A 12,494-nucleotide genomic window follows, 5' to 3' on the forward strand; every position below is an offset into this window, starting at 1 on the left:
GCTTTTTTCTTGCTTTTTAACGTGTACGTATGTATAATGGGAAACGCACTTTAAAAAGGAGAATACCCCGTGTCTAAACCAGTAACTGGAAAAACTCACGTTGGCGAACGGCGTGAAAGGCGCCCGAATGGCGATATTTACATCTATGAGCGGGTTACAGGCTATAATGAACGAACCAGAAAGACCTATACCGTCAGTCAGAAGCTCCAAGGGAAAATCAAGTCGGGAACACAGGAGATAATCCCTACACGCCCGAAAAAAAGCAAAAATGAAGGGGGCTTGGTTGGTGCGCTACGCAGGCACAGTGGCCTCACGGATCTTCTGGAGTGGGTCGGTAAAGCCTCCGGCATTGACGATGACGTGCGTTCTTCGTTCAGCGAGGGCGACGCTGCCAAGATTCTCTCTATTGCGCGTTACTGGATCGGTTCCGGCGGAAACACCTTGCCACGCCTTGAGGGTTGGCAGGTAATGCACTCCCTTCCCTACAGCGAAGTTATCACTGAAGACGTTTACAGTGACTTGTTCAAATGTGTCGGGTGCGACGAAGACCGCGTGCAGCGCTACTTCTCCTTCCGGGCGGATCGCCTGGGCAAGGCACCTGTGCTGGCGTTTGATTCGACCACGATATCGACCTACTCCGAGAACCAGTCGGAAGCACGGCATGGGTTCAATAAGGATGGTGACGGACTGAAAACCATCAAGCTTCTAACCTTGTATTCCGTAAAGGAACGCGAGCCGTTAGCATTCGCCAAGCAGCCTGGCAATGTTCCGGACGTCATATCCATTGAGAACACCCTGAAGCAACTCAAGTGCTTTAACCTTGAGAAACCCTTGATCGTTACCGATAACGGCTACTACAGTGAGGGGAACATGATGAAATTCGCCTTGCGCAACATGAAATTCCTTACTCTGGTTGACCCCAATATCACTTGGGTTCGCGAGACGGTGGATGCGCTTCGGGAGACGCTGGCGGGCATGTCGAGCACTTGCCAGTTTGATCCGTCGGTTTGCGGCGCCACGGCGATGAGAATGCACGAGTTCGGTCGAGTGCGCCAACTGTCGCGAAACGGCAAGCTGAGCGGAGAAGAAGAGAGGTTCGTGCGCCGCCTTTATGTCCATGTCTTCTATTCCCCTAACAGCGACACCAAGAAGCAGCTCGACTTCCGCAAGGAGCTGTTTGAACTCAAAGCTCAAGTAGAAGATGGGGTGATGGAGTTCACGAAATCTGCGCAACGAAAAATCGAGCGATATCTGATCTGCTCAAAAAAGGGGCGTGGTGGACAATTGAGGGTCGGTTTCAACGACAAGGCCATTGTCGAAGCGACGAAATACTTCGGCTATTTTGCGCTCGTCAGCAATCAGGCCATGAAGACCTTCACAGCGTTGGCAGACTATCGATTGCGTGAAAAAATAGAGGAGATCTTCGCCGTGGTGAAGGGAGGCCTTGATGGAGCAAGGCCGCGCACATGGCATCCAGACAACCTGCGGGGAAGGCAATTCGTACAGTTTGTGTCACTGGGGTATCATTGCTTCCTGACCAAGAAAATCAAGGAAATGCGGGCAGAGCTTGGAAAGAACGGAAGCGAAAAAACCAAAGCGCTTGTCAATCTCGAAAAAAAATTGGACCAGTGGCTTGAGCAACGATCTCTCGCTCAGATTCTGGATTGGTTCGATTGCATTGAGACGACTCAAGTACGAACTGTCATGGGCAACTACCGCTGGTCTACTGAATCCGTAGCCAGAGATCGGCTGTTCCTGGAATATCTGGGAGTGACCTCATGATAGTGTGCGCTTTATCCGACTTTCAGGATACCAGACTTTCGCCAGACCGAATATCGTACTATATTGTATCTTCAGAAACTATGAAATATGGGGAGAGATGCATATTACTACCGACATCAAACCGGTCACCTATCTTAAGGTAAAAGCGGCGGATCTTCTTGATCAGATCAACGATACGCGTCGTCCGGTTATTATTACCCAGAACGGTGAGCCGAGAGCTGTTCTTCAGGATCCGAAAAGCTATGAAGAGATGCGCAATGCGCTTGGCCTGCTGAAGCTGCTTGCTCAGGGTGAAGAGGATATCCGCAAAGGGAACATTCGCCAGCAAGAGGATGTATTCAATGATCTTGAACGCCTCTTGAGAGAGCCGTTGTCATGAGCGCAGGCTACAGGGTGTTATGGACTGATGTTGCAGAAAGAGATCTCAGAGAGATTATAGCCTTTATTGCAGTTGATACTGTGCAGAATGCCTTGCATGTCCTGGAAAAAATCAAGGATAGAGCGGCGGAATTGTATACGTTTCCCGAGCGGGGCAGGGTTGTTCCGGAGCTTCATTCCTGCGGCATTTTTGTCTATCGGGAGCTGATTGTTTCGCCGTGGAGGGTGTTGTACCGGATAGCCGACAGCAATGTCTATATAACGGCGGTGCTTGATAGTCGCCGTAATGTTGAAGATATTCTTTTGCACCGACTCATTCAGTTGTAACTGCTCTTGCCCAAATATCCATCCTGTGCAACTGAAACAGCGGTGAAGTGTTTGACTCTTCCGGTAGAAGCCCGTCAACATGCTCTCCATGCTAACATTGCCGTATGCGGTGTGCCTGAAATAAGCTGCAATGGCATATATTTCCCTGAACAGAGCAACAAGTGAGGCATCTACCAGCAACTGAATCCGTATCCATGAGCATTATTCTTCTTGACATAGGCAGTGTTTTGGTGTCGGTGGATTTTATGCGTTTCTGTCGGGATGTGGCACTGGATTCGGTTTCAGGTGCGCAGGAGATCTACCGGAAATATTGTACTGGCGAGCTGAAAGCTAAACTTGAAACCGGCTTTATCGCGCCGTTCGAATACCTTGACGTGATTGCCATCGACCCTCATTCCAGAACGATGCCGCTGCACGAGCTGAAACTGCGCTGGCAGGATATTTTTGAACCGCTCGAGGGCGCTGTTGGGGCGGTCAAACGGCTCAAAGAGCACCATTCCATCTGGATCATGAGTGATACTGACCCGCTCCATTTTACCTTTCTGCTCAATAATTATCCTGTACTGCGGGATGCGGATCGCTACTATCTCTCCTTTGAACAGGGGAAGATGAAAAACAGTGTCGAAGCATTTAAGCGTGTGCTCGAAAATTCAGGGTGCGGGGCTGATGAATTTGTTTTGATTGATGACAAGGAGGAAAACTGTGCATCGGCTTCAGAAGCCGGTATCAGGAGTATACTCTTTCATAACTGGCGTGATACCCTTGCGTTGCTATATGAAAATAAGGATTGAGCATGTTGCAGATTACCGAAACCATTGCCATCCCTGATGAGGAAATTGAGCTGCAGACCATGCGTGCGCAGGGGGCGGGCGGCCAGAATGTCAACAAGGTTGAAACCGCTGTTCACCTGCGTTTTGACGTCAAGGCATCGTCGCTTCCTGAGGATTTCCGTGAAAAGTTGCTACTTCTGAAGGATCACCGCATGACAAAAGATGGGGTGATCATCATCAAGGCGCAACGGTACCGATCACAGGAGAAGAACCGGACGGATGCCCTGATGCGGCTGCAGGCGTTGCTTCAGCATGTTGCTCTGCCGGTTAAAAAACGCAAGCCTACTTCCCCCACCAAAAGCTCAAAAGAGAGGCGTATTGAGAGCAAGGTAAAGCGGGGAGCAGTAAAGGCGACAAGAGGGCCGATTGATTATTGAACGGTATCTATCACATGACCAGGGGCAAATCCCGGGTGTACTTCTCACCCATTCAGACCGTGCCTGACGATATGACTTTTTTGATGTTGCAGGAGTGACCCTGTGCCGTCAGTTTCAGAAAGCTACCACAACTATATTACAGTTCATTGCTCGAAAAAAGGGAGGTTCGCATGTTCAGGAAAGCTGTTTTTCCAGGAAAATATATTCAGGGCGTCGGGGCTGTCGGCGAGTTGCCTGCATTATTGAGTGTATTGGGCAAAAAGGGGCTGATAGTGGCCTCACCCTCGGTTTACGACAAGGTGCTTCCCTTGTGTGGTTTCGACTGGAGCCTCGATGCTCTTCTCGTTGAGCGCTTCCGGGGTGAGTGCTGTGAGGAGGAGTTGGCCCGGTTATCGGCCATTGTCACGCAAAAGGGTGTAGATGTCGTCGTTGGCATGGGCGGAGGAAAGACTATTGATACTGCGAAAATTGTCGCAGATCGGGCGGGAATACCGGTGATTATCATTCCCACGATTGCCTCAAGCGATGCACCGTGCAGTGGCTGTGCAGTGGTCTACTCAAAGGAGGGGATTTTCGAAGCAGTCTATTATCAGAAAATGAATCCCGCAGTGGTGCTTGTTGATACGGCCATCATTGCCGCGGCGCCTGTACGCTTTCTGGTGTCCGGGATGGGAGACGCTCTCTCGACATGGTTCGAAGCTCGATCGTGTGAGCGTACGCACTCGGTCAACGAGTGTGGCGGGTATGGCACCATGGCGGGATTCGGGATTGCCCGACTCTGTTATGAAACATTGCTCACCTATGGCGCGGCGGCAAAAATTGCCGGTGAGAGCCACATTGTTACTCCGGCACTGGAGCGCATTGTTGAGGCGAACATTCTGTTGAGTGGCATAGGCTTTGAAAGCGCCGGACTGGCGGCGGCCCACTCCATCCACAATGGCCTCACCGCATTGGCCGAAACCCACTCCTTCTGGCATGGAGAAAAAGTGGCCTTTGGTGTATTGGCCGGGCTTCAGCTCACGGACGCATCGCCGGATGAATCCGCAACCGTTTTCTCATTCTGTGAAGAGATCGGGTTGCCGACCACCCTTGCCGATATCGGGCTGGGAAAGGTTGACCGCCAAAAGTTGATGCTGGTGGCGGAGAAGGCTTGCGATCAAGCGCAGTCCATTCATCACGAAGCGGGTACTATCACAGCAGAAAAAGTGCTTGACGCCATGATTGCGGCAGACAGCATCGGGCAAGCACGAAGAGGGAAGAGTTTTCATCAACCATAAAGGAGAACAGCCATGTCAAACAGTGCTGAAGCGTTTGTGGGGCAACTTTCGGGTTTAGTTTTCCGCCATTCAGACCACGCTTAATGAGATGACAAAAGCGACAAAGGGATATCAGGAGGTGCTGAAAATCACGGGTGAGCTTGATTCGGCTCTCACCTGGCTGCATATTTCGGATCTGCATCTCAGCGACCGGGGACGTTACGACCAGGAGGTGATTCTTCGTGCGCTTGTTGCATCAGTGAAGCAATTCCGCGAAGAGGGGCGCGTACCGGATTTGATTGTGGTTACCGGCGATATTGCCCATAGTGGCAAGGCTGAAGAGTACCGGCAGGCAACCCTCTTTTTTGATGACCTGCTTGCCGCTGCCGGGCTTGACAAAAGGCGGCTCTTCGTGGTACCCGGCAACCACGATGTTGACCGCACGGTGAACGAATTTTTGCCAAGAACCCTTGACAGCGATGCAAGCTCCGACAAGTTTTTTGATCCCGCAGGAGTGGCCATAGCGATCCAGTTTCAGAAGCTTCAGGCTTACAGCGCATGGTATAACAGCTATTTTGCCGGTTTTCGCAGCTTTCCGACCGACACAACCTGCAGCACCGTTGAAGTGGTGCAGATCCGGCAGGTCAGGGTGGCCATGCTTTTGCTGAACAGCGCTCTTTTCTGCATTGACGATCAGGATCATGGCAAGCTGCTGCTCGGTCGCCGCTGCCTCGACAAGGCGACGAAAGCGCTGCAGGAGCAGGCGGCAGACCTCAATCTTGCCCTGCTGCACCATCCGCTCGACTGGCTGAGCGCGGTTGAGCGTGCAAACATCCGGGCCACTCTTGGTGCATCGGTTGACCTGCTCTTGCACGGTCACTACCATGAGACCGACACAGAATGCACGGTGTCGCAGCATGGCGGTTACCTCAAGCTTGGTGCCGGGGCATCATACCAGACACGCGAGTGGCCTAATTGCGCCATGTATGCCACCGCACAGAGTGGCCGGGTGACCATCTTTCCGATATGCTACCACGACAAGCCGCGTGAAGTGTGGGCGCTTGATACCGCAATCTTTCCGTCGCCCTCCTATATCGGCACATTTTCTCTCCCGAAACGGGTGAGCCCCGATGTCAGAGAGGCACAGGCGCTCACGACGCTCGACCGCGACCATCTTCATGACTACCACGAGGCGCTCAGGAGGGAGCTTGATATCAGCAACCTTCTCGGTACCCATGCGCTCGAAAATGTGCCGGTAGGATTGACGGATACCTTTGTTGCCCTTCGCCTCTCCGATGGCTGGCGTAGCGACTGTGACCTCAATGTTGGTGAAGCGTGTCAGTCGTCCGAACAGGAACAGGAGCAGAAATTCCATGAGCAGATACGCAAGCCGGAGGAGGTGATGCGCCTTGTGTTTGAGCAACAACGGTTGCTGCTCATTATTGGCGACCCCGGTTCCGGCAAGACCACGCTGCTCAAGCACTATGCCCTCACCTCTCTTGACGACAGGAAGAGGCTTGGCTTCACTGAGCCGCTGCTCGTGGTTTTTCTGCCACTCCGTGACCTCATCGTGGAGAATGGAGACTATGCGCCGATCTCCCATAATCTCATTGCGTGGTCGGCGCTGCACAATCTTGACATTGAAGAGAAGCACCTCTCCCGCTGGCTGCAACAGCGGCCCACGCTCCTCCTCTTTGATGGTCTTGATGAAATCAGTGACCCGCAACAGCGCATCAGGGCGTGCCGATGGATTGACCGGATTGTCGCCAGCTTTAAAAAAGCGCAAGTGGTGGTCACCTCCCGTTCCACAGGTTACAGGAAGGCAGAGGGGATTGAGCTTGCCTCCCGTCACACGCGGGCCGACATCATGGATTTTACCAGTGAGCAGCAGCAGGAGTTTCTTGAGAAATGGTTCAGGGCGGCATATCTCGGCGAGCTGAAGCCAGGGAGCGAAACACAGGAGCGGTGGGAGAAGAGCCAGAAAGAGAAAGCCGAGCGGAAAGCGAAGGATATTGTGCTCTTTTTGGCCCAGGAGAAAAACAGGGGCGTGCAGGCATTGGCCAGAGTGCCCCTGCTGCTTCAGATCATGGCCATGCTCTGGAAAGATCGGGACTATCTGCCAGCCAGTCGGTTGAAACTCTATGAAGCCGCCCTGAACTACATACTCGATTACCGCGACCGTCAAAAGGGTCTTGAGCCTCTCCTTCCGGCAGAAGATGCCCTGCGTGTACTCGCTCCAGTCTCGCTCTGGATGCAGGAGGTGGTAAAACGCGACGAGGTTGAGCGGGGGGCGATGCAGCAGCAGATGCAGATTCAACTCAAGACGCTGACCAAGCGCTACAGCGCAGAGGAGTTTTGCCGGAACCTTGTTGACCGCGCCGGTCTGCTGGTGGAGTATCGCGACAGGGAGTACCTTTTTCGCCACAAATCGTTCAGGGAGTACATGGCTGGTCTGCAGCTCCAGAAAGAGTGGGGCAGGGAGCAGCGCATGGCCACTTTTGCCGGGTATTTCGGCGACGACTGGTGGAATGAGCCCTTGCGCTTTTTTATTGGCCAGGCTGATGCAGCAACCTTTGACGCCTTTATGCGCGAGCTTTTCAACTCGCCAGTCAGTGAAGAGATGACGCAGAAGCAGCAGGATTTGCTGACCACTCTCATCGAGGAGGCGCCGCAGATCTGTTTTGATGCACTGCGCAGCAAGCTGATGGAGCCAGAGACCACCCTCAACCGTCAGCGCTACCTGTTGCAGTGCCTCAACGCCATTGGCGAGCTGGAGGCCCATAAAGAGGCGCTTGAGGTGGTGGAGCAGTTCAACCTCTCGGAACTTTCCAAAGAGCGGCCTCTTGTAGCTGGCACTCTCAATGATCCCCTTGGCGCCGAGTATCTCCTGATCAAGGGCGGAAGCTTCGACTACTCCCTGACGAAAAAGCGGGAAACGGTGCCAGACCTCTACGTGGCAAAATTCACGGTGACCAATCGGCTTTTCCGCCAGTTTATCAGCTTCCTTGAGACAAAAGGGAGTGATGTTGCTGGAAACTTGCTTTTTGAGAGCTACAAGAAACACTTGTCAGCCCTGGCAGAGAGCATCAAGGAGTTCAGCAGTTGGTTGCAGCAAGAAAAAGAGTTGTCGAAACGGTTTGCTTCCAGGTACGATGACGACAAGCGATTCAACAAGGATGATCAGCCGGTGATAGCAACGTGGTATGCTGCCCGTGCTTATTGTCTCTGGCTTTCACTGCTTGAAAGCGACAAGGATGTGTTCTACCGGCTTCCTGCAGAAATGGAGTGGGAATTTGCTGCTGCAGGTGAGGAGGGGCGTTCCTACCCCTGGCCGAAAGAGCGGGGAGAGCCAACGCCAAAACTTGCCAATTATAATTCGAATGAAGGCTCTACAACGCCGGTTGGTCGTTATCCTGAGGGCGCCACGCCGGAAGGGCTCTTCGATATGGCAGGTAATGTATGGGAGTGGACGGATGATTGGTATGGCGAAAAAGAAGGGTACCGTTCGGTGCGGGGAGGTTCGTATTATAGCAGTAAAGCTGATGCTCTGCGCTGCTCCTCCCGGAACGACGACCTTCCGGGGAACTGGGGCAGCTACAATGTGGGTTTTCGAGTGATTCGTTCCAGTCATTCTTTTCTTCCTGAACATCTGATCCTCTGATATCTGAAACTCTGAAAAATTGTGATCACCCAGGGAGCGCCGAGTCCCAGCTCGGCATTTTTTTTGTGCTCCCATGGCGATCTCAATCAGCATGTAGCTACTCGCTTGGCCAGACTTTCAAGCAAGATAGCCTGAGAGTGTACAATTTTGCCATATATGGAGATTGTTGAATGACAATGCAGTTCGACGATTTTCCCTCAAGCTGTTTCCCAGGGATTTATCAGTTTCAGGCCTTCAATTTCTGTAAAATCCTTAATGTTTCGGGTGACAAGTGTCAGGTTTTCGGTTACCGCGATAGCTGCTATTTGGGCATCTTCTGTGCAAACAGGTTTTCCGATGCGTTTTCGATGGGCAACGAGTTCTGCATAAACGATTGCGGCATGTTTGTCAAAAGGAAGGCACCGTTCAGTAAAATCTGCAGAAAACATTTTTTGTGCTGCATTTTCCAGCCGAGTTCGGCGTATACTCTCTGGCTGCGTACGCATTAATTCCGACAGGACGTTGGCATCAATCAAAAAAGCGGTCATCATCAATCCTCAACTTGCGGAAGAGTGCGGGGGAACTGACGTGATGGAATAACAATATCTTCAGCATTCAAGCCTTTAAAGTGCTCCTGAATACGTTTGGCAAGATTTCCTGATCCGGGTGTATCGGTTGATTTTTTCTGCTTGAAAAATTCAGCGAAATCCAGCACTTCATGACGCATCGGTTCTGGAAGTTCTTGCATCGTTCGGTATATTTTCTCTGTTGTTGTCATTGGTTCTCCTTGTGCAAAACGTGGTGAGAGAAAATTTTATACGTCGATCTAACGAATTTTCATGAGTAACGTGCCAGAAATGGAATGCATTTTTCTGAATCTCTCTGGCACATTATGATAGATCTTTCGCAATTTCCAGCCGATATTTCTCATCTTGCGACATCCGTTGCATGTTTTTGTTGATCTTTTCCAGCCAAACGATCGTTTCATCCCATTGGAACTCCTCCGATTGCTTGCTGATAACATGGGGCTGAGATGGCGCCGGTTGCGAAGAGTTGCTCGATGGTGCGACTGAGGCGCTGTTTGATTTGTTCATGATTTCCCTCCGATAAAAGTATTGACAGATGTTTCCATCCCATCATGGTTTGTGGATTTGACATCTCCCTGTTATCCTGAACGAGTAAACTGACTTTGTTGCCGAAGAGCCTGTGCATCTCGGCAAGGCTGTCAGGTAATCCGCCCTGAATGGCACTCATCACATTAATGCTTCACTACAGACACGTTCTATGACGTCAATGGCTGGCAAAATAATGCTTTGATTTCGCAGCATATCAATCAATGCTTCGGCAAGCACAATACCACGATCAGTCTGTTGGGCAAGTTCAGCGAGTTGATAAACGATTTGTCGGTATTCAGCGATACCGAATGGTATAAGCTTCAGCCACCCCTGCAACTCAAGCAGGTGTTCACGGCGGGTCTGTTCGCGATGTCCGTACTTGTTCCATTGATCGACCGCCACTCCAAGCTGATCAGCAACCAGTTTCAATACCGGCGGAAACGGTCTCTGATCGACATTGAGAATAATTCCAGGAAAACGCAAGTAGCAAAGCTGCACAGCAAGCCCAAGGCGATTTGCAGACCCTCGATGCTGATTGATGAAAGACAAGTCCGCCTCGTTAAACATATAGTACCGAATCCGTTCATCTTCGGCCTTCGGCAACTCCAGAAGGCTTTCTCGTTCGGCAGTGGAAAAAAGAGATCGACGAGGCATGGAATAATAGTACGTCTAAAATGAATTGGAAAATGCTGTTGCAGAAACGGACGTTTCCGCAACGATTATTGATCAAGCAGAAATAAAGGCATTGCGCATTGCATAAAGTTATTGCTAAATTATAATCATTTGCAATAACTTTATGCAATAGGAAGGTAGAGATGCTTATCGGTTATGCGCGTGTTTCCACCAAGGATCAGGACACCAAAGCACAAATTGCCGCGCTGGAATTTGGCGGATGTGAAATGATCTTTCAAGAGAAAGCTTCCGGGGGCCGATGGGACAGGCCAGAATTGCATCGGTTGTTAGAGCAACTGCGCAAGGACGATGTGGTGGTTGTCTGGAAGCTTGACCGTTTATCACGCTCTCTGAAAGATGTGTTGACTTTTATGGAGAAGATTAATCAAGCAGGAGCTGGGTTTCGTAGTCTGACGGAAGTAATTGACACTACTTCGCCCGGTGGCCGCATGATGATGCAAATCGTAGGGACATTTGCGGAGTTCGAGCGGGCAATGCTTCGAGAGCGCACGCGCAACGGTTTGGATGCCGCACGCAAACAAGGGCGTGTTGGAGGTCGCCGACCAAAGCTCACCTCAGAGCAACAGAAAGAGATCATCCATTTTGTTACGTCTGGACAGAAAACCGCAGCGGATGCAGCCAGGCTTTTTAATGTCCATCCAGCTACGGTATCAAGACTCATGAAGTTTACCAAAACTGCTTAGCGTGCTATTTTTTCCGTTTTCTGAGGTGACTCCATTTAAACAAAATCAATTTGACATGATTTTTAGTCCTAATCTATCCATTCTTCCGCCACCGCAGCTTTTGCTCTGGCCGGAACTTGACGCTACGCCATCGACATTTACGCTTTACGGCGGAACGGCGCTTGCTTTGCGTTTGGGGCACAGGACTTCTGTTGATTTTGATTTTTTTTCTAATCAGCCTTTTGATCCGGATGATCTGGCTGATGCTCTTCCTTATCTCAAGGGAGCGGAGCGCGTGCAGGTTGGCCAAAATACATTGACTTGCCGTGTTGAGCGTGACGGCCCTGTTTTGCTCTCTTTTTTTGGTGGTCTTGGTCTTGGGCAGGTTACACCTCGCGATCAGGCCGAGGGAGGTTCAATCTATGTCGCATCCCTGTTAGACATTGCAGGAACGAAAGTAGCTGTAATACAAAAACGGGCAGAGGTAAAAGACTATCTCGATATTGATGCGCTGTTACAACACGGTGTTGACTTGCCAAACGCTTTAGCTGCTGGCAGTGTCGTTTATGGACGCAGCTTCAACCCTATGATTGCATTGAAGGCACTCTCCTTTTTTGATGATCTTCCAACCTTATCCGTAGATGTGCGCAAGCGGTTGAGTATTGCAGTTGCATCTGTCGATCCAGCCTCTCTTCCCATATTAACGCCTTATGCCAAGCGGACGGATGAAAACGAACCAACATCATGAAACCTTTACCCATTACTCCGGAAATTTTAAACGTGGCACGTCGGGTTGTATGGTTCAATACGCCAGAGGAAGAACTTGCTGATCCAGTGCATTTTCTTGCGCATGTTATGACTTTTGGTACGCCTGAAGATTTAAAAGCGCTGCAAGGCATCGTGGGGAATGACGAATTCTGTGAGGTTTTGGAGCATGCTCCACCTGGCGTTTTTGATGTGCGCTCGTGGGCATACTGGAACCTAAAATGTGGACGGCAACCAATTCCGCCTTTGCCGATCCGTACCCGGCTTTTGGATTTAACTTAAACTGCTTAACGTGCTATTTTTTCCGTTTCGTGAGCAGACCCCTGCAACGTCGCCCGAAACCTGAGCAGGGATCAACTGCTAAGCCTTGCTGATTGCAGTTTTATCAGGAGAGGGTGTTCATGGTAACAGTCAATGAAGAAATCCTGAAAGGAGTCGCTCTGCTGGACGGCTGTTATGTGAGCAAAGTCATCTTGAAATCAGACCGGTTCATGTGCGAACCGAAGCGAGCACTCGTGGCCATCTCTTTGCCGTTATGCTTGCCTATAAAATCGAGAGGCAGTTATCAGAACTCTGGAAAAAATGTGAATGCACGGTACCGGAAGGAATTGATGAACTTGGCGCAATACGCAGCACAATCGTCACCCTCAAAGGGTCAAGCTATCCAGT

General features: G+C 50.8%; 13 protein-coding genes and 2 pseudogenes. 11 read left to right on the plus strand and 4 right to left on the minus strand.

Annotated elements, in window-relative coordinates:
* Positions 1 to 69 precede the first annotated feature (69 nt).
* From AC56AD_RS05170 to AC56AD_RS05200, 7 genes are all read left to right on the plus strand, one after another.
* Complete coding sequence (locus AC56AD_RS05170) at positions 70 to 1,782, plus strand: IS1634 family transposase (protein WP_012507817.1); 1,713 nt, start codon at positions 70 to 72, stop codon at positions 1,780 to 1,782.
* 97 nt (positions 1,783 to 1,879) lie between these two features.
* Complete coding sequence (locus AC56AD_RS05175) at positions 1,880 to 2,161, plus strand: type II toxin-antitoxin system Phd/YefM family antitoxin (protein WP_012507818.1); 282 nt, start codon at positions 1,880 to 1,882, stop codon at positions 2,159 to 2,161.
* Positions 2,158 to 2,487 carry a type II toxin-antitoxin system RelE/ParE family toxin gene (locus AC56AD_RS05180; protein ID WP_012507819.1) on the plus strand — a complete coding sequence of 110 codons (330 nt, stop codon included), beginning with the start codon at positions 2,158 to 2,160 and terminating at the stop codon, positions 2,485 to 2,487. The genes AC56AD_RS05175 and AC56AD_RS05180 overlap by 4 nt, the downstream gene beginning before the upstream one ends.
* Positions 2,488 to 2,681: 194 nt before the next feature.
* Positions 2,682 to 3,278, plus strand: coding sequence for an HAD-IA family hydrolase (locus AC56AD_RS05185; protein WP_012507820.1), 597 nt, complete (start codon positions 2,682 to 2,684; stop codon positions 3,276 to 3,278).
* 2 nt (positions 3,279 to 3,280) lie between these two features.
* A complete protein-coding gene (gene arfB, locus AC56AD_RS05190) occupies positions 3,281 to 3,694 on the plus strand; it encodes an alternative ribosome rescue aminoacyl-tRNA hydrolase ArfB (protein ID WP_012507821.1) in 414 nt (137 codons plus the stop codon).
* Between the two features lie 170 nt (positions 3,695 to 3,864).
* Positions 3,865 to 4,971, plus strand: a complete 1,107-nt coding sequence (locus AC56AD_RS05195) for a glycerol dehydrogenase (protein WP_012507822.1) — start codon at positions 3,865 to 3,867, stop codon at positions 4,969 to 4,971.
* 88 nt (positions 4,972 to 5,059) lie between these two features.
* Positions 5,060 to 8,611, plus strand: a complete 3,552-nt coding sequence (locus AC56AD_RS05200) for an SUMF1/EgtB/PvdO family nonheme iron enzyme (protein ID WP_012507823.1) — start codon at positions 5,060 to 5,062, stop codon at positions 8,609 to 8,611.
* 197 nt (positions 8,612 to 8,808) lie between these two features.
* Here the strand turns inward: AC56AD_RS05200 and AC56AD_RS05205 are convergent, their stop codons facing one another.
* The 4 genes and pseudogenes from AC56AD_RS05205 to AC56AD_RS05220 all read right to left on the minus strand — a co-directional run.
* A complete protein-coding gene (locus AC56AD_RS05205; protein WP_223293992.1) occupies positions 8,809 to 9,126 on the minus strand; it encodes a PIN domain-containing protein in 318 nt (105 codons plus the stop codon).
* 14 nt (positions 9,127 to 9,140) lie between these two features.
* Positions 9,141 to 9,338 carry a DUF2281 domain-containing protein gene (locus AC56AD_RS05210; RefSeq protein ID WP_499052204.1) on the minus strand — a complete coding sequence of 66 codons (198 nt, stop codon included), beginning with the start codon at positions 9,336 to 9,338 and terminating at the stop codon, positions 9,141 to 9,143.
* Positions 9,339 to 9,574: 236 nt separating this feature from the next.
* Positions 9,575 to 9,844: a hypothetical protein gene (locus tag AC56AD_RS05215; protein ID WP_012507826.1), complete on the minus strand. Its 270-nt coding sequence runs from the start codon at positions 9,842 to 9,844 to the stop codon at positions 9,575 to 9,577.
* A gap of 5 nt (positions 9,845 to 9,849) precedes the next feature.
* A pseudogene (locus tag AC56AD_RS05220) lies at positions 9,850 to 10,359 on the minus strand (DUF4158 domain-containing protein); the annotation flags it as partial.
* 161 nt (positions 10,360 to 10,520) lie between these two features.
* Here AC56AD_RS05220 and AC56AD_RS05225 point away from each other — a divergent pair.
* From AC56AD_RS05225 to AC56AD_RS05240, 4 genes and pseudogenes are all read left to right on the plus strand, one after another.
* Positions 10,521 to 11,081 carry a recombinase family protein gene (locus AC56AD_RS05225; RefSeq protein ID WP_012507828.1) on the plus strand — a complete coding sequence of 187 codons (561 nt, stop codon included), beginning with the start codon at positions 10,521 to 10,523 and terminating at the stop codon, positions 11,079 to 11,081.
* Between the two features lies 1 nt (position 11,082).
* On the plus strand, positions 11,083 to 11,808 hold the full coding sequence (locus AC56AD_RS05230; RefSeq protein WP_223293993.1) for a nucleotidyl transferase AbiEii/AbiGii toxin family protein: 726 nt from the start codon (positions 11,083 to 11,085) through the stop codon (positions 11,806 to 11,808).
* Positions 11,805 to 12,107 carry a hypothetical protein gene (locus tag AC56AD_RS05235; protein ID WP_012507830.1) on the plus strand — a complete coding sequence of 101 codons (303 nt, stop codon included), beginning with the start codon at positions 11,805 to 11,807 and terminating at the stop codon, positions 12,105 to 12,107. The genes AC56AD_RS05230 and AC56AD_RS05235 overlap by 4 nt, the downstream gene beginning before the upstream one ends.
* Before the next feature lie 101 nt (positions 12,108 to 12,208).
* Positions 12,209 to 12,486 (plus strand): annotated as a pseudogene (locus AC56AD_RS05240) (IS1634-like element ISPph1 family transposase); the annotation flags it as partial.
* Positions 12,487 to 12,494 lie beyond the last annotated feature (8 nt).

It is taken from the genome of Pelodictyon clathratiforme, from assembly GCF_982375515.1.

What these genes read in the sequence shown, in the direction of transcription:
- AC56AD_RS05185 (WP_012507820.1), top strand. Translation starts at nt 2,682, where the DNA reads ATGAGCATTATTCTTCTTGACATAGGCAGTGTTTTGGTGTCGGTGGAT.
- AC56AD_RS05180 (WP_012507819.1), top strand. Translation starts at nt 2,158, where the DNA reads ATGAGCGCAGGCTACAGGGTGTTATGGACTGATGTTGCAGAAAGAGAT.
- AC56AD_RS05235 (WP_012507830.1), top strand. Translation starts at nt 11,805, where the DNA reads ATGAAACCTTTACCCATTACTCCGGAAATTTTAAACGTGGCACGTCGG.
- AC56AD_RS05210 (WP_499052204.1), bottom strand. Translation starts at nt 9,338, where the DNA reads ATGCAAGAACTTCCAGAACCGATGCGTCATGAAGTGCTGGATTTCGCT.
- AC56AD_RS05200 (WP_012507823.1), top strand. Translation starts at nt 5,060, where the DNA reads ATGACAAAAGCGACAAAGGGATATCAGGAGGTGCTGAAAATCACGGGT.
- AC56AD_RS05175 (WP_012507818.1), top strand. Translation starts at nt 1,880, where the DNA reads ATGCATATTACTACCGACATCAAACCGGTCACCTATCTTAAGGTAAAA.
- AC56AD_RS05225 (WP_012507828.1), top strand. Translation starts at nt 10,521, where the DNA reads ATGCTTATCGGTTATGCGCGTGTTTCCACCAAGGATCAGGACACCAAA.
- AC56AD_RS05215 (WP_012507826.1), bottom strand. Translation starts at nt 9,844, where the DNA reads ATGAGTGCCATTCAGGGCGGATTACCTGACAGCCTTGCCGAGATGCAC.
- arfB (WP_012507821.1), top strand. Translation starts at nt 3,281, where the DNA reads ATGTTGCAGATTACCGAAACCATTGCCATCCCTGATGAGGAAATTGAG.
- AC56AD_RS05195 (WP_012507822.1), top strand. Translation starts at nt 3,865, where the DNA reads ATGTTCAGGAAAGCTGTTTTTCCAGGAAAATATATTCAGGGCGTCGGG.